The sequence below is a fragment of the Pseudarthrobacter sp. TAF60_1 genome (assembly GCF_052113505.1).
Classification (GTDB): domain Bacteria; phylum Actinomycetota; class Actinomycetes; order Actinomycetales; family Micrococcaceae; genus Arthrobacter.
The window spans coordinates 205,563-228,617 of the sequence record NZ_JBFRDI010000003.1 but is presented as its reverse complement, the minus strand read 5'-3'; the positions used below and the strand labels follow the sequence as shown (position 1 = coordinate 228,617).

Below are 23,055 nucleotides of genomic sequence, written 5' to 3'. Positions count from 1 at the left end.
ATTATCAGGCGAAAAGTGACCCCGCGTTGCCTGAGTGCTAACCGTGCGCGCGCTGGTTCACCCCGTCAGCCACTTGGGTCAGCCTGCCCAGGACCCCAGTGGCGGCCACCGGCGTGAGCCCTGCGAGTCCCCCGGCAGGGGTGACCCGGACGCTGCCCAGGGACGACGCCGGCAGTCCCATCTGGTGCCACGGCCGCCAAACGGACTCGACAGCCTCGGCCACCTTCGGCAACGTGCCGCCGTTGGCGTCCACCGCACCGGCCCAGATCCGTTTGTCCGCCTCCACAGCGGCGGCCAGCTGCTCCCACTGCCGCGAGGTCAGGGGCCGCAACGGAACGGCCACGCCATCCGCACCGGCCGTCACGATCCGTTCAATCGGGGCCTCAACCGCGGGCACTGCGATAACGATTTCGACGGCGCCGGCGGCCCTGAGCGCCTCGATGACCAGCTGCCAGGACTCGGTGGCCTCCTGTCCGGCCACGGCACGAAGCGTGCGGTAACCGCTCGACGTCGGAATGGTGCCGGCGAGCACGGCGGCGATGTCGGGTTCGTCGAGCTGGACCACCAGCTTCGCTCCGGGCACAGCGCTGGAGACCCGGGACAGGTAGCTGCCTACGCCGGCTGCCAGTGACGCGGCAATGTCCCGGCGTGCGCCGAAGTCGATCAGGGCACGTTCGCCGTTGTGCAGGTGCAAGCCCGCGGCAAGGCTGAGCGGACCCAAGAGCTGGATTTTGAGCTCACCGGTGGGAGTATCCTCCCCGCCTGCCACGTCCGCGAGGACATTGATGTCCGTGGACAGCGCCGAAACGGCCCGGCGGAGATCCTTGCCGGGCCGGTCCACCAGCCGCCAGCCATACGGCTGCACATCCACAGCCAGTTCCACCAACAGTGACGCAGTGCGGCCCAGGGCATCCGAACCGACCCCGCGGCCCGGAAGCTCCGCCAGGAACGGCAGGTGCGGGCTGCCCAGTTCGCCGCGAATGATCCGCGCGGCCTCCACCGGGTCCTCCCCCGGCCAAGGCCCCAGCGCGGTGGCTGTTACTTCCACTCTGCAGCGGCCTGGTGGTCCTCGGCGATGGCCTCGTGATGACGGATGACCTCACCGATGATGAAATTCAGGAACTTTTCGGCAAACGCGGGGTCAAGGTGGGCGTCCTCAGCCAGCCGCCGCAGCCGGGCGATCTGGGCCCTTTCGCGGCCCGGATCCCCTGCGGGAAGCCGGTGCGCAGCCTTGAGGAAGCCCACCTTTTGTGTCGCTTTGAACCGCTCAGCCAGGAGGTAGACCAGCGTGGCATCGATGTTGTCGATGCTGGACCGGATGGACAGCAGTTCCGCCATCACCGAATTGTCCACCTGGCCGGCCAGCGAACTCGCTGCGGCGTCGTAGGTTTCGGCGTCGGGAACATCATGGTTTTGCTGCGTCATGCTCCAAGTCTATGTGGCCAGCAGCGCCCGGTGTGCCGCCCTTCGCCGTGCCTGCTCGTCCGGATCCGGGACGGGCAGGGACGCGATCAGCCGCTTGGTGTAATCGTGCTGGGGCGCCCCCATCACTTGGCTGCCGATCCCCTGTTCCACCAGTTTGCCCTTGTAGAGCACGCCCACCCATTGGGAGAGGATGTCCACCACCGCGAGGTCGTGGCTGATGAACAGGGCAGCAAAGCCGAACTCCGCCTGGATGTCCTTGAAGAGCTCAAGCACTTTCGCCTGCACCGAAACGTCCAGCGCCGACGTCGGCTCGTCAGCGATCAGCAGCCTGGGGTTCAGGATGAGCGCGCGCGCCAAAGACGCCCGCTGGCGCTGCCCGCCGGAGAGTTCGTGCGGGTACCGGTCAGCGTACGACGCCGGCAGCTGCACTGATTCGAGCAGCTCACCCACGCGCTTGCGCGCCTGAGCCGGGCTGGGACTGGTGTGGATGATCATGGGTTCCGCCACGCACTCGCCGATAGTCAGTTGCGGGTTGAATGACGCGGCCGGGTCCTGGAAGACGAAGCCAATGTCCTTCCGGAGGGGTTTGAACGTCCGTTCCTTGAAGTTCAGCATTTCGTAGCCGAGCACCTTGAGGCTGCCACCTGTGGTCCGGTTCAGCCCGGCGATGGCCCGCCCGATGGTGGTCTTTCCCGAGCCGGATTCGCCCACCAGCCCAAAGACCTCCCCCTCGGAGACGGTGAAGCTGACGCCATCCACCGCTTTGAACGCCGGCGTCCCCAGCCGCCCGGGGTACTCGATGGTCAGGTCGGTAGCCTCCACCAGCACTTTGCCGTCCTGGTGGGCGCGTTCCCTCAGGCCTTCCGACGCCGAATTCCGGCCCAGGTGCGGAACCGCGGCCAGCAGCTTCCTGGTGTAGTCCTGCTTCGGTTCCGCGAACAGTACCCGCGCAGGCGCCTCCTCCACGACGTCGCCCTGGTACATCACCACCACCCGGTCCGCGAGGTCCGCCACCACTCCCATGTTGTGGGTGATCAGCACGATCGACGTGCCGTACTTGTCCCGCAGGTCCCGCAAGAGCTCCAGGATCTCCGCCTGGACGGTGACGTCCAGGGCGGTGGTGGGCTCATCCGCCACGATGAGGCCCGGGTTGAGGGCGAGGGCTGCCGCGATCACGACACGCTGCTTTTGACCCCCGGAGAACTGATGCGGATAGTAGTTGACCCGATGTTCCGGGTCCGGGATTCCCACTTTTCGCAGCGCCTCGATGGCCCGGGCTTTAGCTTCTTTGGCTGTGACACGCTTGCCGCCAGTGGCGTGGGCACGGATGCCCTCGGCAATCTGCCAGCCGACGGTGAACACCGGGTTCAGCGCGGTGGACGGTTCCTGGAACACCATGGCGACGTCGCGGCCGCGGATCTGCCTCAGCTTCGATGCGCTCACGCTGATCACGTTGTTGCCGTTGATCAGGACCGCTCCACCGCTGGTTGCGGTTTCGGGCAGGAGTCCGAGGATGGTCTTCGCCGTCACCGTTTTCCCCGAACCGGACTCGCCCACGATGGCCAGGACTTCGCCGGGGCTGACGTCCAGGCTCACGTCCTTGACCGCGTAGACGTCTCCGCCGTCGGTGGCGAAGGTGACTTTGAGATGGTCGATTTCCAGGACATGTCCCTGAGGTTGCCTGGCGCTGGTGCCGATGATCTCCGGACCGCTCATGCGGACACCTCCGTCTGGTTCTTTATGTCTTTGCCTTTGGTCTTGGAACCGGCCCTTCTGCGTCCACGCAGGCGCGGATCGTTCAGGTCATTCATGCTCTCCCCCACCAGGGTCAGGCCGAGGACTGTGAGCACGATCGCTGCACCCGGGAACACACCCGTCCACCAAATACCTGACGACGCATCAGACATCGCCTTGTTCAGGTCGAAGCCCCATTCCGCAGCTGAACTCGGTTCGATGCCGAACCCCAGGAAGCCCAGCCCGGCCAGGGTGAGGATAGCCTCCGACGCGTTCAGCGTGAAGATCAGCGGAAGTGTGCGGGTGGCGTTGCCGAAGATGTGCCTGCCGATGATCCGTGCACTCGAGGCGCCCACCACCTGGGCGGATTCCACGAACGGTTCGGCTTTGAGCCGGATGGCCTCGGCCCTGATCACCCGGAAATACTGGGGAACAAAGACGGCGGTGATGGCAAACCCGCAGGCGAGGATTCCGCCCCAGAAGCCGGACTGTCCCTTGTTGATGGCAATTGAGACCACGATGGCCAGGAGGAGGGTGGGGAACGCGTAGATCGCGTCGGCGACCACAACCAGCACCCGGTCCAGCCAGCCGCCAAAGTAGCCGCTGACCAGGCCCAGGAAGACTCCGAGGAAGATGGCCATGATGACGGCAACCACGATCACCGTGGCCGCTGTCTGCGATCCCCAGATCACCCGGGACAAGACGTCGTAGCCCCCCACGGTGGTGCCCCAGGGATGCTTGCCGCCCGGTGCAGCCTGCGCAGGGAACGTCCCGCCGTCGTCGGAAATCTGCGCGAATCCGTACGGCGCGAGCAGCGGCGCGAAAATGGCGGCCACCAGGAACACAGCGCACAATACGACGCCGATGAGCAGCATGGTGCGCTGCAGCCCAACGCTGCGCCGGATGTGGGACGAGACGGGCAGCCTGTCCAGCAAGGACTTTTTGGGTGGCCTGAATGCTTCGGCGCTCATCAGTACCTCACCCGCGGATCGATCAGGGCGGCCACGATATCCACCACGAAGTTAGTAACTGCGACGATGACTGCCAGTAGCATCACGATGCCCTGGACGGCCACAAAGTCACGTGCGGTCAGGTACTGCGCCAACTGGTAACCGAGGCCTTTCCACTCGAAGGTGGTCTCCGTCAGGACTGCGCCGCCAAGCAACAGCGCGATCTGGAGGCCCATGACGGTGATGATGGGGATCAATGCTGGCTTATAGGCGTGCTTGGTCACCAGCCGGTATTCGCTGACTCCGCGGGACCGGCCGGCCTCGACATAGTCTTTGCCGAGGGTTCCGATCACGTTGGTGCGGACCAGGCGCAGGAAGACACCTGCCGTCAAAAGTCCCAGCGCGACGGCTGGCAGGACTGCGTGGTGGACGATGTCGCCGAAGGCTGCCAGGTCGTTGCTCCGCAGGGCGTCCAGCCAGTAGATGCCGGTGGGCGCCGACAACCGGCTCATGGCCAGTTCGGTTGTGGTGGAAGCGCGGCCGGCAACGGGGAACCAGCCGAGGCCGACGGAGAACGTGAGCTTCAGGAGCAGGCCTGCAAAGAAGACGGGCGTGGCGTAGCAGAGAATGGCGAAGAAGCGCAGCAGGGCATCGGGAACCTTGTCCCGCTTGTGTGCTGCGAACATGCCGAGCGGAATGCCCACCAGGAGCGCCACAACAATTGCGTTAATGGCCAGTTCAAGGGTGGCGGCACCGAATTTGGTGAGCATCTCAATCACGGGCCTGCCATCGGAAATAGTTCGGCCGAAGTTGCCCGTGGCGATGTTGCCGAGGTACTCGATGTACTGAATAAAGAGGTTTCGGTCGTAACCGGCCTGGTGGACCAGGATGTCAATTTGCTCTTGCGGTAGGCGTCCGCCCTGGGCTGCGGTGATGGGATCGCCGGTGATCCGCATGAGGAAGAACACCAGGGTGACGAGGATGAAAATTGTGGGGAAGATCAGCAGGAAGCGGACCAGGATGTACTTCCCAAGGCCACCTCCCGCGGATTTGGATTTGGGGGCCGCGACTGTTGGTGGCGGCGCATCAATCAAGGTGGTCATGCTGTCCCTGCTTGGTTTGAAACTGGAAATTGGGGTCCCAAAACGCAGGAGGCGAGGCCGGCGGGCCCCACCTCCTGACGCGGGTTATGTGGCGTTACGAGAGCCTGCTGTTATTTGGAAACCTGGCCGAGCCGGAACTTGAAGGAAGCATCGAGTGTGGAATCCACGCCCTTCACGTCCTTCCCTGAAACAGCTACCTGGGCGCCCTGCAGCAGGGGCAGCGTTGAGATGTCCTTGGCAAGGAGGTTCTGGATATCCTGAACCTGCTTTTCACGTGCGGACTTGTCACCGTTGACGAGCTGCTTAGCGATCAAGGCCTCAACCTCCGGGTTGGAGTAGTGGTTCTTCATGAAACCGCCGCCAACAAAGAACGGCGTGAGGTAGTTGTCGGGATCGCTGAAGTCCGGGAACCAGCCCAGCTGGAAGACAGGGTAGCCGTCAGCCTTGGAGGTCTTGTTGTAGGTGACCCACTCTGTTGATTGAAGGTCTACCTTGAACAGTCCGCTCTTTTCCAGCTGATCCTTAACCGCGGCGTACTCGTCGCCGGAGGACTTGCCGTAATGGTCCGGGTTGTACTGGAGCTTGATGGTCACCGGGCCGGTTATGCCGGCGTCGGTCATGACCTTCTTTGCCTTGTCCGGGCTGGGCTTGCCGGAGCCGTCTCCGTAGGCCTGCTTGAAGGATTCGTTAGCACCGAGGAAGCCGGAGGGCACGTTGGACCACATCGGCAGGTAGGTCCCCTTGTAGACCTGGTCCGAGATGGCCTGCCGGTCCACGAGGTTGGCCACGGCCTGGCGGACAGCCAGTGCCTTCTTCGGGTCGGCCTCCGGGGTCTTGGCGCCAAAGGGCATGATGTCGAAGTTGAACACGATGTACCGCATCTCGCCGCCGGGACCAATGTTGACCTTGACGTTCGAGTCCTTCTTGAGGTCGTCGATGTCGGTGGCGCTGAGGCTGCGGTTGGCCACATCGATCTGGCCGCCCTTGATCTCCAGCTTCATGTTGGTCTGGTCGGTGTAGTACTTAACGGTGGCACCATCGTTGGCGGGAGCGCCCAGGACACCCTTGTAGTCCGGCCAGGACTTCAGGCTCACCAAGGTGTTCTTGTTATAGGAGTCGATGGTGTACGGGCCGTAGAAGGCGTTGGCCTTGACGATGTCCTCGTCACTGAGGAGCTTGTCCGCCGGGAAGACTTCGTCGTCAACGATCGGGCCGGCCGGGCTCTGCAGGATCTGGGCAAACGTCTGGTCGTTCGCCTGCTTCAGGGTGAAGACCACAGTGGTGGCGTCCGGCGTGGCAATCGATTCGATGTTGGCCAGCAGCGACGCCGGGCCGTTGGGATCGTTGATTTTGAGCTGGCGGTCAAAGGAGAACTTGACGTCCTTGGAGTCCAGCACGTGCCCGTTGGCCCACTTCAGTCCGCTCTTGAGCTTGACCGTAAATTCCGTGGGTTTGGTAAAGGACGACGATTCCGCCAGATCCGGTACGGGCTCCGCGCCGCCGGGCTTGGAGTTCAACAGGAAGGAAAAAACCTGGTTCATCAGCATGAATGAACCGTTGTCGTACGAACCGGCCGGGTCCAGGGCGGTGACCTTGTCCGTGGTGCCGTACGTTATGACGCTGCTGGCACCGCCCGATGCCGTGCCGCCGCCGCCACCACCTGAGGGGCCCGTGCAGGCAGTCAAGGCGAAGGCGGAAATGCCCGCGAGCGCGATGGCGCTCCGCAAGGCTTTGGTGCTCTTGGTCATCTTTGAACTTTCTGTCCGATGAGTGCGCGTTTGCTCCCCGCCCAGAGGTGTTACCCGGGCGGGCAGCGCGCTGTCCTGATGCCTAGATTCAATCAGACGCCGGGCTCATCAACCGGCAATTTTGTGAGTTGAGACACAAAATTTACCTGAGCGGTGCGAACATTCTGCTCAGGAGCATTCGAGCGGCCTAAAGTTCGGCGCGCTGCAGGGACCGGGCGGCATCGATAGTGGCCTGGCCGAGCACACGGCTTCCCTGGTAGAGGACCACCGTCTGGCCGGGAGCCACCCCGCGCAGGGGGTCGGTCAGGGTCACCAGCAACTGCGGGGCATCCTCTCCAGGCACCATGCGCGCGGTTGCCGGCACGGGATCGCCGTGCGCGCGGACCTGGGCGTGGCACTCAAACTCGGCGCCCGTTTCGATTTCGGCGATCGGCAGCCCGGCCCAGGAGACCTTGATGCCGCGGATCTCGTCGATGGCCAGCAGAGCCTGCGGCCCCACCACCACCTTGTTTTCCTTCGGGCGGATTTCCAGCACAAACCTCGGCTTGCCATCCGCTGCCGGCGTGCCCAGCTTCAGGCCGCGGCGCTGGCCCACCGTGAAGGCATTTGCCCCTGGGTGCTCGCCCACCTTGGATCCGGTCTCGTCCACGATGTCGCCGGTGGTCATCTCGATCTTTTCGGCGAGCCAGCCAGCGGTATCGCCGTCGGGGATAAAGCAGATGTCGTGGCTGTCGGGCTTGTTCGCCACGGAGAGCCCCCGGCGCTCGGCCTCTGCCCGGACTTCAGCTTTGGAGGGTGTATCGGCCAGGGGGAACATGGAGTGCTTGAGCTGTTCGTGGGTCAGCACGCCCAGGACATAGCTTTGGTCCTTGGCCCAGTCCGCTGCGCGGTGGAGTTCCGGGTTCCCGTCGGAGTCGGTGATGACCTTGGCATAGTGCCCGGTGCAGACGGCGTCGAAACCCAGCGCAATGGCCTTTTCCAGCAGGGCGGCGAACTTGATCCGCTCGTTACAGCGCATGCAGGGGTTGGGCGTCCGGCCGGCAGCGTATTCGTCGATGAAGTCCTGGACAACGTCTTCCTTGAAGCGCTCCGAGAAGTCCCAGACGTAATAGGGAATGCCGAGCACATCGCAGGCCCGCCAGGCATCGCGCGAGTCTTCGATGGTGCAGCAGCCGCGGCTGCCCGTCCGCAGGGTGCCGGGCATCCTGGACAGCGCAAGGTGAACGCCGACGACGTCGTGGCCGGCTTCAACGGCACGTGCTGCGGCTACGGCGGAATCGACTCCGCCGCTCATGGCTGCTAAGACTCGCATGCTTGCTTTCTTTTGGGTTCAGGGGGCCGCAGGCACCAGTGGCGGGCGGCTCATTTAGGTGGCGGCCGCACAAATAACACAATGCCTGCCGCCCTATTCTATCGGCACGCCGAATCCTGCCCAAAAAGACCTTGACTGCCATGCCCCCCCGATTCTAAAGTCAGGGTTAACAGTTTTAGAATCGGGTCAAGCAAGGGGAAGCGGGCGGACATGGCTGTTCAGGACATCGTCATTGCGGGCGGCGGGCTGGCTGGCGCCACCGCCGCCAAAACCCTGCGGGCCGAGGGCTTCACTGGCCGGGTGACCGTTGTCGGCGCCGAACACCATGACCCCTACCTGCGGCCGCCGCTGTCCAAGGAGTACCTGCTGGGCAAGGCCGCAGAGGACACCGTCCCGGTGGTGCCGCACGGCTGGTACGCAGAGAACGACGTCGTCCTCCGCCTCGGAGTCCGGGTCACCGCTGTCCGGGCGAAGGAGAGGACGGTACAACTGGACGACGGATCCTCGCTGGCCTACGGCTCCCTGCTCCTGGCCACCGGGGCATCGCCCCGCAGCCTGCGGCTTCCGGGCAGTGACCTGGCCGGTGTGTCCACGTTCCGCACCCTGGATGACAGCAGGCAACTCCGCGGCCGCCTCGCCGCCGGCGGCAAGAATGTGGTGATGGTCGGTTCGGGCTGGATCGGGATGGAATTGGCGGCTGCCGCAGCAACGTATGGCAACCATGTCACCCTGCTGGGGCTGGAGGACATTCCGCTTGCGGGCGCGATCGGCCCGGACCTGGGACGGTTCTTCCGGGGTCTGCACGAGGCGAACGGCGTCAGCTTCCGGCTTCCCGCCTCGGCGCGGGAGATCATCGGCAGCGATGGAGCCGTCACAGGCGTCATCACGGACACCGGCGAACTGCTCCCTGCAGACATCGTGATCATCGCCGTGGGAGTGGTACCTGACACTGCGCTAGCCCAGGCCGCCGGTTTGGCGCTGGACAACGGCATCCTCACGGATGCTTCGCTGCAAACCAGTGAGCCCGGTATCTACGCGGCCGGCGACGTCGCCAACGCCTTGCATCCCTTCACCGGCCAACACCATCGCAGCGAGCATTGGTCCAATGCCCTGAACGGGGGCAAGGTGGCAGCCAGGGCGATGCTGGGCCAGGACGCCACGCACAGCACCATCCCGTATTTCTATACAGACCAGTTCGACGTCAGCATGGAGTACTCGGGCTTCCCCACCCTGGCCGCGGGCGCTGAACCGGTGATCAGGGGGGCACTGGAGGCCAAAGAGTTCATCGCCTTCTGGCAGCAGGATTCCCGGGTGGTGGCCGGCATGAGCGTCAACTGGCCGCGGAAAATGCAGCCGGGAGCCCAGAAAACCATCAAAGCCCTCATCTCGGCCCGGACACCGGTTACCGCGGAGCGCCTGGCCGACAACGCCGCCGGACTCGATCAGCTCCTGCCGGAACTGGCCTGACGCGCCACGGTTCCTGCCGTCTGAATGGACGATTCATGGCCGGCCATTCCCGCCTGCCGCGCCCGCTCATAGGCGCCGGGAAGGGCTGCCAGCAGGGCGTCCACATCTGCCTCCGTTGAGGAATGGCCGAGCGTAAAGCGCTGGGCGCCGCGGGCGGTTTCCTCATCCAGGCCCATGGCCAGCAGCACGTGGGAGGGCCGCGGCACGCCGGCGGTACAGGCCGAACCAGTAGATGATTCCACGCCGGCAAGGTCCAGCAGGAACAGCAGCGAATCTCCTTCGCAGCCCGGGAAAGTGAAGTGGGCGTTGCCGGGCAGGCGCTCCTCCCCCGGCGCTCCGCGCAGCACGGCCTCGGGCACGCGTTCGAGGACGCCGTCGATCAGCCGGTCGCGGAGGGTCCCGATACGGGCGCCTTCCGATTCAAGGTGCGCAGCGGCGGCTTCCGCAGCCGCAGCGAAGGCAGCGATGGAAGCCGTGTCCAAGGTCCCGGAACGAACATCGCGTTCCTGGCCGCCGCCATGCTGTACCGGGGTCAGCTTGACTGCACGCCCCAGGAGCAGGGCCCCCACACCCACCGGGCCGCCGATCTTATGCCCGGAAACAGACATGGCGTCCAGCCCTGAAGCCTTGAAGTCCACCGGCAGGGATCCGAACGCCTGGACAGCATCCGAATGGACCGGGACACCGGCCGCGTGCGCCAACTCCACAATCCGGTGCACGGGCTGGATGGTCCCCACCTCGTTGTTCGCCCACATCACCGTCACCAGCGCGATGGAGGCGGGGTCGCGCGACAGCTCGGCTGTCAGAAACTCCAGGTCCACCACCCCCTCGCTGTCCACGGGCAGCCAAGTGACCTGGGCACCTTCATGGCGTTCCAGCCATTCCACCGTGTCCAGCACCGCATGATGCTCGACGGCGGAGCACAGGATGCGCCGCCGGGAGGGGTCTTCGCCGGAGCGGGACCAGAACAGGCCCTTGACCGCCAGGTTGTCCGACTCAGTGCCGCCGGACGTAAAAATGACCTCCGAGGGATGGGCGCCGGCCGCCGCCGCGATGGCTTCCCTCGCGTCCTCCACGGACCGCCGGGCACGGCGGCCGGAGCCATGCAGGGACGACGGGTTGCCGGTGCGGGAGAGTTCCCGGGTCAGGGCTGCCAGCGCCTCCGCCGAAAGTGGTGTGGTGGCTGCATGATCGAGGTAGACGGGCACGGATCAATTCTAGCCGCGTCGTCGCTCGAGGATTCAGGGCGGCGTGATACTACCGGCGATCCGGGCGCAGCACTGGCCCTGGACACCGCTCGGCATAATGCGCTCCTCGGGCTCCCCGCACGCCGCGGCGGCGCCCCGAAGGAAGGAACCGTTCATCGCGCAGACGACGTCCGGGTGCCCGTCGGAAAGCCGGTGGAACGGGCAGTTAGCCAGCACCAGGCCACCCTCCCCATCGGGCTGGGGGTCGTAGCCCTCCCCCGCCATGAACTCCGCTAGGCCCTCGGCTCCGGCGGCGAGCTCCCGGCCCTTGCGGTACGACGTCGTTCGCAGCGAGTCGCCCACCGCCTCGCCGGTGGCCGTGGAGTCCTCGATGGCAGCGGCGAGGAGTTCCCCGGCCAGGTCGTAGTTCCGGTCTGGCACCGAGGCGCTCACTTCGCTCGCCGCTGGCCGATACATCTTGGCGGGACGCCCGGAGCCGGGCCCGGCCTTTCCTGCTGCCTTGTGGAATTCCACTGCCAGCAGGCCATCCTGGACCAGCTTGTCGAGATGGAAGGAGGCCGTACTCCGTGGCAACCCCAAGGTGTCTGCGGCGTCGTCCCGTCCGACGGCACCGTCCCAGGAGGCAACCAGCTGGAAAAGCTGGCGGCGTTTTTCATCGCCGAGCGAGGCGATGGCCGCCACGCGGCGGCCCCACGGAAGTCTGCGCACTAGGAGCCTTTCATTCTAAAAACAACATCCATTGCTTAAATCGTCCGTTCTTTCTAAAATTATGATACCTACTTTTAGAAGGAGCGCACCATGAAAACATCCACAGAGCACATCCCGACCGGCCGCCTGCAAACAATGGCACCGGACCGCCCGGCGTTCTTCCTCCTCCGGACGGTGTTCACAGTGGCACCTATCATCTTCGGGCTGGACAAGTTCACCAACATCCTCACCGACTGGACCACCTACTTGGCACCCGTTGCCACGTCAGTTGTCCCCGTCACGCCGCAGACGTTCATGTACATCGTCGGCGTGGTGGAGGTCATTGCCGGCATCATGGTGGCTGTCCGTCCCCGGTTCGGTGCGCTGCTGGTGGCCGTCTGGCTGCTCGGAATTATCGTCAACCTGCTCGTCCTGGGCGAATACTACGACGTGGCCCTGCGCGACTTTGGCCTGCTGGTCGGTGCCCTCGCCCTGAACCGGCTCTCGCCTGCCGGGTCGTGGCGCCGCCACCGCTAGTACGTATCGCCGCTGGTTCGACGCCACCACTAATTCGACGGCGGAACCACCACGAGGCGCGTTGCCACCTCGGCCCGGGCTACAGCGAGGGTGGCAGGGTCGGGGCAGGAAACCGAGACATACACCGACGACGCGGCCGCACCGAAGACCCTCGCCATGACGGCCGTCGATTTGGCGCCCGGCTGACCGGGCTCCTCCAGGACCAACACCTCAACCACCGGACCCGGCTTGCCAGGCTCGCCGCCCCACGGCAGCGTTGCCGTCTTCAGGTAAGCGGGCAGGATGGTGGGGTCAAGATAGGTGAACAGGCCGGCGGTCGACTCCCTGTCATCCGCCAGGACCAGGGGGGACTGGTTGGCCCGCACCTTGGCTGCGACCAGGCAACCGTCGGCCTTCGCGTACTGGCTCTCACCGGCCACGTTTTCCTTAACCGGCGTCCAGCCTGGCGCAATCTTGAGGCCGTCGGAGATGCCCACCGGAACGTCCTTGGCCAACGAGGCGCCGGCCGAGAAGGGCATGTCTCTGGCGGCCACCGCAGCGGAGTCATGGCCAGGCGTGATGGTGGGGGTGGCAAGCGTGCTGGCCGTCGGCTGGACCTTCGGGGCTTCGGGGTCCGGGACGCCAACACTGCATCCTGCGAGCGCTAGCGTGCACAGGAGCGCCCGTGCTACGAGTCCGGCTGCAGCCTGTGCCTTCACATCCACCCCAATATGCTCACCCCGACAGCCGACCAGCCGCCCTCCAAGAGTCTAGACGGCGGGCCGGGTTCCGTTTGATGCGCAGTCCCGGGAACCACTGCCACCCACCAAGACGTTGTGTGGACAGGCGGCTAAACTGGGCCAGCCGGGCTGCCTGCCGTGGACTGGCCGGACGAACATAAGGATGAGTGCTTGACCGAGAGCAGCAGCTCCCACTACGAGGTGCTACACGTGGCGGTGACAGCCACCGACAAGGAAATCAAGGTGGCCTACCGCCGGGCAGCGCGGACGGCGCATCCGGACCACGGCGGGGACGCCGCTGCGTTCCGCCAGGTGACGGCAGCCTACGAAACCCTGATGGACCCCAATCGGCGTAAGGCCTACGACCGCTCCTATGCCGCGGGAAGAGCTAACGCCAGCACAGCTGCGGCGTCTGAAGCACACTTTGATGCCCCGGCCGCGGGAAGCCATGCCTCGGCCACCGTGCACAGGCCCGGCACGCCCCGCAACACCGCCGGCGACCCCGCGTTATACCTCCCGCCCTACGATGCCGCGGAGTTCCAGGCAACCGGGACGGTTCCCCTGATTCCTTTCAGCCAGGCCAGTCAGCAGGTTCATGGGATGCCGCGCAAACGGGGCATTTTTGGCGCCGAAGCCAGAATCCAGCGTGAGATGCGGACCGTGCAGCTCATCACCCGGCAGGTGCTGCCGGGGATTCCGGCGGCCCGGCTGGTCAACGGGCTGCAGTCCCCCGCGGACAACAGCCACATAGACCACGCAGTGCTGTCCGGCTACAGGCTCGCTCTTATCGGTTCCATGCTCCTGCCCAAGGGAGCGTACGCCTGGGACGGACAGGCCCTCAGGCACGGCGGCCGCTCCATTGCCCCGCCGCAGCTGGCCCACGTGGTCCGCGCCATGCAGGATATTTTTCCTGAACTGAATGTCACCGGCTGGACGGTCATCCACAGCCCTGACGGCAACCTCCACGAACCCGTGATCGATCGCCACCGGCGCACTGCCGGCGCCGGCGAAACGGTCCAGGTGGTCAACGCGGCAGGACTGGTCCGCGGCCTCAAACACTTCCTCTCGGCAGGACCAGCACCGAACACTGTCAACGTTCCCATCCTGGCCAGGCTGCTGCGCGGCATGCACACTGGCTAGGATTGGACCGTGTTCCGAATCCTCTTCCACTCCCCCGAAATCCCAGGCAATACCGGCAATGCCATCAGGCTGGCGGCCATCACCGGCGCCGAACTGCACTTGGTGGAACCCCTGGGCTTTGACTTCTCTGATGCGAAGCTCAGGCGCGCCGGTCTCGACTACCACGATCTCGCCGTAGTCACCGTCCACAAAACAATCGAGGATGCCTGGCGGGAGCTGCAGCCGGACCGCGTCTATGCCTTCACCTCCGACGGCACGTCCAGCTACGCAGACATCACCTATCAGCCCGGCGACGTGCTGATGTTCGGTCAGGAATCCGTGGGCCTGCCCGAACACGTCAAGCGAGACCCGCACGTTACGGCCACCGTGCGGCTTCCCATGCTGCCCTCGCTCCGTTCGTTAAACCTCGCCAATGCCGCCTCCATCGCGGTGTACGAGGCATGGCGCCAGCAAGGTTTCGCCGGCGCCCAAATCTGACCGGCGCATTGGAGCCCATCGGGGCCCATCCGCCAGCCTGCCTGCACCGAATCACTCCTGACAGCAATTCCGGGACGATGAAGGAGCGACGGGTGAGACTGTTACAGGCCCGGCCGGCATTTGAGCCAACTGCCTCGTCCGCTGCTTGGCGCAGCCCCGGCGTCGGTTCCCCGGATCCACCGCCCGGAGACCTATGCTTGATAGTGATGGAAACTCCCAACGCCCCAAACTTCGAGTCACCGGCCGCAGTCACAGACTCTCCGGCGGATCTAAGCCAGCGCCTGGGCGGCCTGCTTGCCCGGGTTGCCGAGGGCGATCAGGCAGCGTTTGCCGAGTTCTACCAGTTGACCTCGCGCAGGGTTTTCGGCATGGCACGCCGTGTCCTCATCGATCCCGAACTCAGCGAGGACACTACCCAGGAGGTTTTCCTCCAAGTTTGGCAGAATGCCGGGAAATTCAACCCCGAAGCAGGCAGTCCACTGTCCTGGCTGATGACCATTTCCCATCGCCGGGCAGTGGACAAGGTTCGTTCCTCCCAGTCGGCTACTGACCGCGAGGCAAAATACGGCGCCAGCAGCCAGGAGGTGGACCACGATTCGGTATCGGCCGAAGTGGACAGCAAACTTGAAGCCGAGGCGGTGGTCCGGTGCCTGGAAACGCTGACCGATACACAGCAGGAATCCGTGCGGCTCGCCTACTACGGCGGCCTCACGTACCGGGAAGTCGCGGAGAAGCTCAATGCGGCTGTTCCCACCATCAAGTCCCGCATCCGCGACGGACTGATCCGCTTGAAGACATGTCTGGGGGTGAGTTGAGATGACAGAAATGAACAGTCAGGGTGGCGCCCGTCGTCCCGGGTCCTTCGGCCTGGAAATTGCTGCTGACCTGGATTCCGGGCGGGCCGTGGACCTGGCCGAGCTCTATGCCTTGGACGCTGTCACTGATAGCGAACGCGCAGCCATCGACCGTTACATCTCCGCCGCCCCGGCGGAGGAGCGCAATTCCTTCCTGGAGCGTGTCCGCCAGGCGCGGGAAACCCTGGCCATCACGTTTACCGCGCAGGAGGAACCCCCCGCGGATCTCTTCGACCGCATCGTGGCGCAGCTGCCCTCGCTCGCCCAGTTGCCCGTCGCAGGGTCTGTTACACCGGCGGCCGTTCCGCCGGCAGGTCATCCTCAGGCAGAAGTCACGGATGAGCTTTTTGAGGCCAGGGCAAGGCGGGAATCACGACGCCGGCCCGGCAGCGCCCGCAGATGGTTCGCCGCTGCGGCAGCCGCCGCGGTAATCGCCCTCGGTGGCGTCGCGGTAGGCAGCTACGTCGCCGACCAAAACGATCCACTGAACCAGGTGGTCCGCGCCCAGGATGTCCGCGAGGCTTCGGTGCCGGTGGCCGCAGGCGGAACGGCAACGGTCCTGATCTCGTCCTCGGAGGACGCCTTGGTGGTCAAGATGAAAGACGTGCCCGCACCGCCGGCCGGCAAGGTCTACCAAATGTGGCTGATCCCCAAGGACGGTTCCGCACCGGTGTCACAGGGCCTGATGGACAAGGAAGCACTGTCCAAGCCTGCCGTGGTGAAGGGCATCGCCTCGGCGGCATCCCTGGGCATCACCGTGGAACCGGTGGGCGGCTCAGCTGCCCCGACCTTCCCCACCGTGGCAGCCGCACCGCTGGGGGCCTGACAGCCCCGACCACGGGAGTTTTTGTCCAGATAATGCGGTCCAGACGACGTTCAGGGCGCATTATCTGGACAAAAACTCCTCAGAAGCCAGCGATGGTCCCCGGGCCGTTGACGGCCACCACGTGGAACGCTTCGGCGCTGCGGCCATCCGCGAGGCCGCCCCGCCGGGCGTTGGCGAGCAGTCCGCTCCGGACCACCAGTTCCATGGCGGCAACGTCGGGATGCTGGCTGACGTGCACATGGATGGCGTCCAGCTTGGTAGCCACGTGGTCCGTGACGTCCACGAAATGGTTCTCTCGCTCATCCGGCCCGGCGTACAGCCACAGCCACGGAAGTTTGTAGGCCGCCAGCCCGGCCTCGGCCAGTTCCGGGTAGGCGAAGGGGTTCTCTACGGCGGGATAGATGGCCCTGGTGACGGCCTCCCCCACGGCGAGGTGGTCCGGGTGGCTCTTCTGGAGGCGGTTCCAGTTCCGTTCCGGATGCATGGCAAGCACGACGTCGGGGCGGACTTCGCGGATCAGCTTCACCACACCTTTGATCACCTCGTGCGTCGGCTCCAGGTAGCCGTCGCGCTGGTGCAGGTAAAAAATATCGGTGACGCCCACAAGTTTGGCCGCCCGGGCTTGCTCGGCGGCCCTGAGCGAGATGATCTCGGCCCGGTGAGCCGGATCGAACCCGCCGGCGTCGCCGTCGGTCATAATGCAGTAGCTGACGTGGACTCCGGCCGCTGTCCAGGCGGCGATGGTGCCCGCGGCAGCGAAGTCGATGTCGTCCGGGTGGGCTGCGAAACAGAGCACCCGCTCGACCCGGTGTTTGGCCGGGTCGAACGGGCTCTGTGCCGGGGCAGCGGGTTCAGCCACCATCAGCCTTTGCGTTTCTTGATTTCTTCCGTGGCCTGGGGCAGGACGTCGAAGAGATCCCCGATGATGCCGAAGTCGGCGATCTCGAAAACGGGCGATTCAGCGTCCTTGTTGATGGCCACGATGACCTTGGCCGTCTGCATACCGGCCTTCTGCTGGATGGCCCCGGAGATGCCCGCGGAGATGTAGAGCTGCGGGGACACGGTTTTCCCGGTCTGGCCTACCTGGGCGTCATGGCTGATCCAGCCGGCGTCGGTGGCCGCGCGGGAGGCACCCACCGCTGCACCCAGCGCATCCGCAAGTTCCTCGACAGGGCCGAAGTCGCCGTCGAGGCCGCGTCCGCCGGCAACAACAATCCGCGCGTCGGTGAGGTCGGGACGGCCGCTGGCCACCTTCTGCTCGCGGGCGGTGATACGGGCAGCCGCTGCAGTGCCGTCTCCGGGCACCTCCACGATGGAAGACTCCGGGGCAGTGGGAGCCGAGGCCGGCTCCGGGGTAATGCTGTTGGCCTTCAACGTCAGCACGGAGATCGCGGTGGTGGCTTTGGCAGCCGTGTTGTAGGACCCGGCGAGGACAGACTTGTGCGCGGTGCCATCGGCGTCGACCGCTACGACGTCGGTGATCACGCCGGCGTTGAGCCTGATGCCAAGCCGCGCCGCGATTTCCTTGCCTTCGGGTGAGTTGTCAAGGAGTACTGTGCTGGCGCCCGCTGCTGAGGCGGCGGCCGCAAGGTAGGCCGCCTTGGGCGCCACGAGGTAGTCGTCCAGGTCTGCGGCGGAGGGCTGGAAGACCGCGGTGACGCCATACTCGGCGAATGCGGCCGCTACTGCCGGCTGCACGTCACCGTTGACGGCGACCGCGGTTTCACCCAGGGCACGGCCCACGGTCAGCAGTTCCAGGCTGCTCTTTTTCAGGGCGTCTCCGGGGTTGTCAATAAATACAAGTACGTTAGCCATGTCTGTGATCCCTCTTAGAGCAGCTTCTGGGCGGCCAGGAAGTCGACGAGCTTGATGCCGGCGTCGCCTTCGTCGGTGATGATGGTGCCTGCGGTGCGCGGCGGCCGTTCCGCGGCGGTGGTCACGTTGGTCCAGGATCCCGAGCGGCCCACCTGTGCCGGGTCCACGCCGATATCCGCCAGTGAGAGCGTGGTGATGCTCTTGCGTTTGGCGGCGATGATGCCCTTGAAGTTGGGGTAGCGAGGCTCGTTGATCTGGTCCGTCACGGAGACGACGGCGGGCAGCGGGGCCTCGACCGTCTCAGAGTAGGTGTCGGCGTCGCGGCGGGCGGTGAGCCGGCCGCCGTCGACCGTCAGCGAGGACGCGAAGGTGACCTGCGGAAGGCCGAGGCGTTCGGCCAGCTGGGCCGGCACCAGGGATGTTTCGCCATCGGTGGAGGCCATGCCGGTGAGGACAAGGTCCACCCCGCCGATGTGGCGGATGGCGGCCGCCAGCGCGAGCGAGGTGGCTGCGGCGTCCGAACCCGCCAGGGCGTCGTCCGTCAGGTGCACACCTTCGGTGGCACCTATCTGGAGCGATTTCTTGACGGCGTTGACCGCGCCGGCCGGGCCCATGCTCAGCGCGATGACCTGGTTCCCTGCTTTGGCGCCGCCGCGGGCCTCGGCCAGCTGGAGGGCAGCCTCCAGCGCATATTCATCCAGCTCCGAAAGGATGCTTTCGTCGCGGTCCGTGGTGTAGCCCTCCCCGTTGAGGTGGCGGTCGAATTGGGCGTCCGGTACATGCTTGACCAGGACGATGATCTTCAATGTCTCTTCCACTGTGTTTACAGCAGCCTTCCATGCTTGTGGACAGCCAGCCGGGTGGGGTCATGGCCTCGGAACGCCCGGGGTACGGGTAGATCCTAGCTAACCATATAGTCGTGTTCCGTTGCCGTCCCGTTAACGCCTGTGTCAGCGCCCGGTGGCGTTTGCTGGAGACGGACGACGGCGGCGATCACCGTGGTGACCGCCGCCGTCGTTTGCTCCTGGTTCAGCGCCTTTTGCTTCCGTTCCTACTGCTCCGCGGCCGTTCCCAGGGTCACGTCAAATGTCTGCTCCTGGCCGTTGCGCTGGACGGTGACCTTGACCGTGGATCCGCCAGCCTGTTCGCGGACTGCGGCCGTCAGCTGGTTAGGCTCGCTGACGGTCAGGTCGTTGAACTTGGTGATCACGTCCCCTACCTTGATGCCAGCCTTGGCGGCTGCTGAATTTGGTTCAACCGTAGCCACGTCCGCTCCAACCGAGAAGCTGGATGAACTGCCCGAGGACTTGTCCCGCACGCTGACGCCCAGCTGGCCATGGGATACCTTGCCGGTATCGATGATCTCCTGCGCCACCCGCTTTGCGTGGTTGATGGGGATGCTGAAGCCCACACCGATGTTTCCGCTCGAGGACGAGGACGTGGAATCGGAGCCGGCGGAGGCGATGGCCACGTTCACGCCGATGATTTCGCCCTTCGAGTTGACCAGCGCACCGCCGGAGTTGCCCGGGTTGATGGCGGCGTCAGTCTGGATGACGTTGATGGCTATTGATCCCTGGTTGGCCGTGCTCTTACCCTGGCCGCCACCCGGAGGCGCGAACTGGAAGCCCTGGTCGCCGCCTTGCGAGCTGTCCCCGTTCTTGGGCGCGGCAGAGGACGCCACGCTGATGGTCCGGTTCAAGGTGGAGACGATACCGTCCGTGACAGTGCCGGTGAGACCCAACGGGGAGCCGATCGCGATTGCGGTGTCACCGACATTCAGCTTGCCGGAATCCCCAAGGGTTGCCGGGGTGAGCCCGGAGGTGTCGTCCACCTTGATCACTGCAAGGTCAGACAGCGGATCCGTGCCCACCAGCGTGGCTTTGAGGACCTTTCCAGTGCTGGTCCGGACCTCCAGGGCCGCGTTGGCTGTCTGGCCGTCCAAGGTCACGACGTGGGTGTTGGTGAGGATGTGCCCTTTGTCGTCCAGGACGATGCCCGAGCCGGTCCCGCCAGCGTTGCCACTGGAGGCGCTGATGGTCACCACGCTGGGGGTGGCTTTCAGTGCGGCAGCCGTAATGGCGTTGACATCATCCTTGTTGTTGACGATGACCGTCCCGGGCTGGCTGCTGGTGCTGCCCACCGCTGAGGGTGAACTGTTAACCAGGGCACCCGAACCGACGGTGGCCACGCCGCCGCCAACGAGTCCGGCGGCGAGGATGCTCGCCACCAGGGTTCCGACGCCGAAGGAGGCCTTCCGACGGGGAGCGTCAGCGGGGTTGGGGTTGTATTGGCCCGGGTTGTACTGGCCCGTGTAGCCGCCTGGCAGCCCTGACTGTGCGCCATGCGGAGCCTGCTGGTTGTGCTGCTGGTGGTTCTGGGACTGCTGGCTGTATGCGGGCTGGCCGTAGAACGGCTCGCGGGGAGGATAAACCGGACGGGGCGCACCGGGCAGTTGCTGCGTGGCGTTGTCCTGCGCCCCGGAGCGGTCCAGCCGCTCAGTCGGATTGGAGTGACCGCCAGTGCCGCTGCGGGCCTCCGCAGGGGTCTGGGCCGGATTTCGGGTCCCGTCCGGCTGCCGGTCATCAGGCGCTGCACCCGGGATTGGGTTCTCAGTCATTGGACTTCCTTTCATCCTCGTCTGCATTAACTATGTACCGTCTGACTGGAACTGGGGCGAACGTTGGCTGGGAGGTTCCTGAAAGGCCGCCTTTGCGGGCGCTCAGCCCCTTTCGGGGTTTCGCTGGTGGCATATTCGCCGCGGTGGACGCCCCCAAAGGTGCACCATAGAATCAAAAGGAATTGCCACAGCGACCTGCGGCTTTACACTACGCGTGGGGGCGCTGCTGCTTTCTGAGACGTTGATTCGTCCTGAATCGGTGTCAGGCGTGCTGAAGGGTTGCACATGCGGTCAAAGTTCAAACGTATCCTCGCCGTGATCGGCCTGACAGGGCTGCTCGCGGTTCCCGCCGGCGCGGCGTGGGCCGAACCGCCGGTTACCCTTGACCCAGTGACCAAAATCGTGGATCCCAATGGCGTCCTCGGCTCCAAAGCAGCGGATGTTCAGGCTGCTATCAAGAAGCTTGGGACAGACCATGCCACCGTCCTGCACGTCGTGATCGTGAAAAAGTTCGAGAACCCTGCTGATCGCTTTGCATGGGCAGACGAGGTTGCCAAGAAAGCTTCGCTTGGACCCAATGCACTGGTCTTCGCTGTCGCCACAGACACACGACAGTACAACCTGGCCAAACCATCCAACAGCAAGATCACCGCGGCACAAATCGAGAACATCAAAAACAAGGCTATTGGCCCGCAGCTCGCCAACGACAACTACGCCCAAGCAGCCATTAATACCGCAGCGGCCCTCGGCGACGCTGCGGGCGGCGGCAGCGGCAACGTCCCTGGTGACGGCGCAGGTGCAGGTGTCCTGGTAGGAACTGGGGTCGTTGTTGCCGGGGGCGCCGGCGCGTACCTCTACTTCCGCAACAGGCGCAAGAAGGCAGCCCAGGCATCCAGCGCCAGTTACGGACCCCAGGGCGCCGAACTCGATCCCCTGGCTTCGCTCAGCATCGAGGAACTTCGGCTCAAGAGCGGCCCCCTGATCATCGAAGCCGACGACGCCATCAAGTCCAGCGAGCAGGAGCTCGGGTTCGCCCAGGCACAGTACGGCGACGCCGCGGTAGGCAACTTTACGAAAGCGCTGGCCGAAGCCAAAGCCCACATGTCCGAGTCCTTCAAGCTCCAGCAGCAGCTGGACGATCACATCCCGGACACTGAGGAACAGCAGCGCAGCTGGTACGGCGAGATCATCCGCCGTTCAGAAGCAGCCCTCGCGTCGCTCCAGGAGCAAAAGGCGGACTTCGATTCGCTGCGCGAACTGGAGAAGAACGCTCCCCAGGCACTGGCAGCCGTGAGCGCAGGCGCCCAGGAGGCCGACGCCAAGATCGCCACTGCGGAACAGTCACTGACAGCCTTGCGTGCCAAATATGCCGACAGCGCGCTGGTGCAGGTCGCGGACAACATCACGCAGGCAAAGGAACGCCTCGCCTTCGTACAGAATGCCACCGCCACCGCCCAGGAGAAGCTCACGGCCGGTGAAGGCAGCCTGGCCGCTGTGGCTGTGCGTGCCTCCGAAGAAAGCCTGCATCAGACCAACGTCCTGCTGGACGCCATTGCCAAGGTGTCGGCCAGCCTGGACGAGGCCCGGAACGGGTTGGAGGCGGCCGTCGTCGAAACCTCCCAGGACCTTGCCCAGGCTAAAGCCATGATCCAGTCCGGTGAACACCCTGAACTGGCCGGCCCGGTGGCGGGCGTTGAAGCGGCCCTGGGACAGGTGAAGACCGAAATCCAGGGTGGAAAGATCGATCCCATTGCTACCCTGCAGCGCGTTGAGACAGCACATCAGGCCCTCGACCAGTCCCTCACCGGCATCCGGAACCAGCAGGACCAGGCTCGCCGCGCCCAGGCCTCACTCCAGCAGACCATCATGTCGGCACAGGCCCAGATCAGCGCGACGTCCGATTACATCACCGCCCGGCGCGGTGGCGTAGGCACAGAAGCCCGTACCCGGCTTGCCGAATCGCAGCGCAACCTTGACTACGCACTCTCCATTTCACGCAACGACCCCGTCACCGCGCTCACGTACGCCCAGCAGGCGCACGCCCTCGCAGCGCAGGCAGCGCAACTGGCACAGTCCGACGTCGACAACTTCGGCGGATACGCCAACCAAGGCTTCGGCGGCGGTATGTTTGGCGGTCGCGGCGGAGGCGGCGGCGGGCTCGGCGGCGCCATCCTGGGCGGCATCCTCATCAACTCCATCCTCAACGGCGGTGGAGGAGGCGGCTGGGGCGGAGGCCACAGCGACGGGGGCGGCTGGGGAGATGGCGGCGGTTTCGGCGGCGGCGACATGGGCGGCTGGGGCGGCGACTCCGGTGGAGGCGGGGATTTCTAGTCCGAAGTTTCTAGTCCAACAAGGCTTGTCGTCGCCGGGGCATCCCCGGCGTCGAACTCTAGCGGTACAACAACTGTTCACTGATTCCAGTGGCCACCATTGAGC

The 23,055-nt window shown here is 65.0% G+C and carries 21 protein-coding genes; 7 read left to right on the top strand and 14 right to left on the bottom strand.

Going from position 1 to position 23,055, the window contains the following annotated elements; genetic code table 11:
- Positions 1–37: 37 nt before the first annotated feature.
- The 7 genes from AB4Y73_RS04615 to mnmA all read right to left on the bottom strand — a co-directional run bounded on the left by AB4Y73_RS04615 (position 38) and on the right by mnmA (position 8,272).
- The gene (locus tag AB4Y73_RS04615) at positions 38–1,048 is read right to left on the bottom strand and encodes a hypothetical protein (protein ID WP_441869134.1); all 1,011 of its coding nucleotides are present in this window, start codon (positions 1,046–1,048) and stop codon (positions 38–40) included.
- Positions 1,039–1,425, bottom strand: coding sequence for a chorismate mutase (locus AB4Y73_RS04610; protein ID WP_441869131.1), 387 nt, complete (start codon positions 1,423–1,425; stop codon positions 1,039–1,041). Before AB4Y73_RS04610 ends, AB4Y73_RS04615 begins: the two co-directional genes overlap by 10 nt.
- Positions 1,426–1,434: 9 nt before the next feature.
- Entirely contained in the window at positions 1,435–3,141 is a 1,707-nt protein-coding gene (locus AB4Y73_RS04605) for an ABC transporter ATP-binding protein (RefSeq protein WP_441869128.1), read from the bottom strand.
- Complete coding sequence (locus AB4Y73_RS04600; RefSeq protein WP_441869125.1) at positions 3,138–4,130, bottom strand: ABC transporter permease; 993 nt, start codon at positions 4,128–4,130, stop codon at positions 3,138–3,140. Before AB4Y73_RS04600 ends, AB4Y73_RS04605 begins: the two co-directional genes overlap by 4 nt.
- Positions 4,130–5,212 carry an ABC transporter permease gene (locus AB4Y73_RS04595; RefSeq protein ID WP_441869122.1) on the bottom strand — a complete coding sequence of 361 codons (1,083 nt, stop codon included), beginning with the start codon at positions 5,210–5,212 and terminating at the stop codon, positions 4,130–4,132. Before AB4Y73_RS04595 ends, AB4Y73_RS04600 begins: the two co-directional genes overlap by 1 nt.
- Before the next feature lie 110 nt (positions 5,213–5,322).
- A complete protein-coding gene (locus tag AB4Y73_RS04590) occupies positions 5,323–6,960 on the bottom strand; it encodes an ABC transporter substrate-binding protein (RefSeq protein WP_441869119.1) in 1,638 nt (545 codons plus the stop codon).
- A 187-nt stretch (positions 6,961–7,147) separates the two neighbouring features.
- Positions 7,148–8,272, bottom strand: coding sequence for a tRNA 2-thiouridine(34) synthase MnmA (gene mnmA, locus AB4Y73_RS04585; RefSeq protein ID WP_441869116.1), 1,125 nt, complete (start codon positions 8,270–8,272; stop codon positions 7,148–7,150).
- A 210-nt stretch (positions 8,273–8,482) separates the two neighbouring features.
- On the opposite strand from mnmA, the gene AB4Y73_RS04580 reads away from it, so the two are divergent.
- A complete protein-coding gene (locus AB4Y73_RS04580) occupies positions 8,483–9,739 on the top strand; it encodes an NAD(P)/FAD-dependent oxidoreductase (RefSeq protein ID WP_441869113.1) in 1,257 nt (418 codons plus the stop codon).
- Here the strand turns inward: AB4Y73_RS04580 and AB4Y73_RS04575 are convergent.
- Positions 9,715–10,947, bottom strand: a complete 1,233-nt coding sequence (locus AB4Y73_RS04575; protein ID WP_441869110.1) for a cysteine desulfurase family protein — start codon at positions 10,945–10,947, stop codon at positions 9,715–9,717. The genes AB4Y73_RS04580 and AB4Y73_RS04575 overlap by 25 nt on opposite strands.
- 33 nt (positions 10,948–10,980) lie before the next feature.
- A complete protein-coding gene (locus AB4Y73_RS04570) occupies positions 10,981–11,655 on the bottom strand; it encodes a helix-turn-helix transcriptional regulator (RefSeq protein WP_441869107.1) in 675 nt (224 codons plus the stop codon).
- 90 nt (positions 11,656–11,745) lie between these two features.
- On the opposite strand from AB4Y73_RS04570, the gene AB4Y73_RS04565 reads away from it, so the two are divergent.
- Positions 11,746–12,171, top strand: a complete 426-nt coding sequence (locus tag AB4Y73_RS04565) for a hypothetical protein (protein WP_441869104.1) — start codon at positions 11,746–11,748, stop codon at positions 12,169–12,171.
- 29 nt (positions 12,172–12,200) lie between these two features.
- On the opposite strand, the gene AB4Y73_RS04560 is transcribed toward AB4Y73_RS04565, so the two are convergent.
- Entirely contained in the window at positions 12,201–12,875 is a 675-nt protein-coding gene (locus tag AB4Y73_RS04560) for a hypothetical protein (protein WP_441869101.1), read from the bottom strand.
- A 186-nt stretch (positions 12,876–13,061) separates the two neighbouring features.
- On the opposite strand from AB4Y73_RS04560, the gene AB4Y73_RS04555 reads away from it, so the two are divergent.
- The 4 genes from AB4Y73_RS04555 to AB4Y73_RS04540 all read left to right on the top strand — a co-directional run bounded on the left by AB4Y73_RS04555 (position 13,062) and on the right by AB4Y73_RS04540 (position 16,187).
- Positions 13,062–14,030, top strand: a complete 969-nt coding sequence (locus tag AB4Y73_RS04555) for a J domain-containing protein (RefSeq protein WP_441869098.1) — start codon at positions 13,062–13,064, stop codon at positions 14,028–14,030.
- 9 nt (positions 14,031–14,039) lie between these two features.
- On the top strand, positions 14,040–14,507 hold the full coding sequence (locus AB4Y73_RS04550; protein ID WP_441869095.1) for a tRNA (cytidine(34)-2'-O)-methyltransferase: 468 nt from the start codon (positions 14,040–14,042) through the stop codon (positions 14,505–14,507).
- A 206-nt stretch (positions 14,508–14,713) separates the two neighbouring features.
- On the top strand, positions 14,714–15,322 hold the full coding sequence (gene sigK, locus AB4Y73_RS04545) for an ECF RNA polymerase sigma factor SigK (protein WP_441869092.1): 609 nt from the start codon (positions 14,714–14,716) through the stop codon (positions 15,320–15,322).
- A gap of 1 nt (position 15,323) precedes the next feature.
- Entirely contained in the window at positions 15,324–16,187 is an 864-nt protein-coding gene (locus tag AB4Y73_RS04540; protein ID WP_441869089.1) for an anti-sigma factor, read from the top strand.
- Positions 16,188–16,266: 79 nt separating this feature from the next.
- Here AB4Y73_RS04540 and AB4Y73_RS04535 read toward each other — a convergent pair whose 3' ends face one another.
- The 4 genes from AB4Y73_RS04535 to AB4Y73_RS04520 form a co-directional block, all read right to left on the bottom strand.
- Positions 16,267–17,049 (bottom strand): PIG-L deacetylase family protein, encoded by a 783-nt coding sequence (locus AB4Y73_RS04535; protein WP_441869086.1) that lies wholly within the window; start codon positions 17,047–17,049, stop codon positions 16,267–16,269.
- On the bottom strand, positions 17,049–18,002 hold the full coding sequence (locus AB4Y73_RS04530) for an electron transfer flavoprotein subunit alpha/FixB family protein (protein WP_441869083.1): 954 nt from the start codon (positions 18,000–18,002) through the stop codon (positions 17,049–17,051). Before AB4Y73_RS04530 ends, AB4Y73_RS04535 begins: the two co-directional genes overlap by 1 nt.
- 14 nt (positions 18,003–18,016) lie before the next feature.
- Complete coding sequence (locus AB4Y73_RS04525; protein WP_441869778.1) at positions 18,017–18,808, bottom strand: electron transfer flavoprotein subunit beta/FixA family protein; 792 nt, start codon at positions 18,806–18,808, stop codon at positions 18,017–18,019.
- Positions 18,809–19,053: 245 nt separating this feature from the next.
- Positions 19,054–20,619, bottom strand: a complete 1,566-nt coding sequence (locus AB4Y73_RS04520) for a S1C family serine protease (protein ID WP_441869081.1) — start codon at positions 20,617–20,619, stop codon at positions 19,054–19,056.
- 285 nt (positions 20,620–20,904) lie between these two features.
- Between AB4Y73_RS04520 and AB4Y73_RS04515 the strand changes: the two genes are divergently transcribed.
- On the top strand, positions 20,905–22,950 hold the full coding sequence (locus AB4Y73_RS04515) for a TPM domain-containing protein (RefSeq protein ID WP_441869078.1): 2,046 nt from the start codon (positions 20,905–20,907) through the stop codon (positions 22,948–22,950).
- The last annotated feature ends 105 nt before the right edge of the window (positions 22,951–23,055 follow it).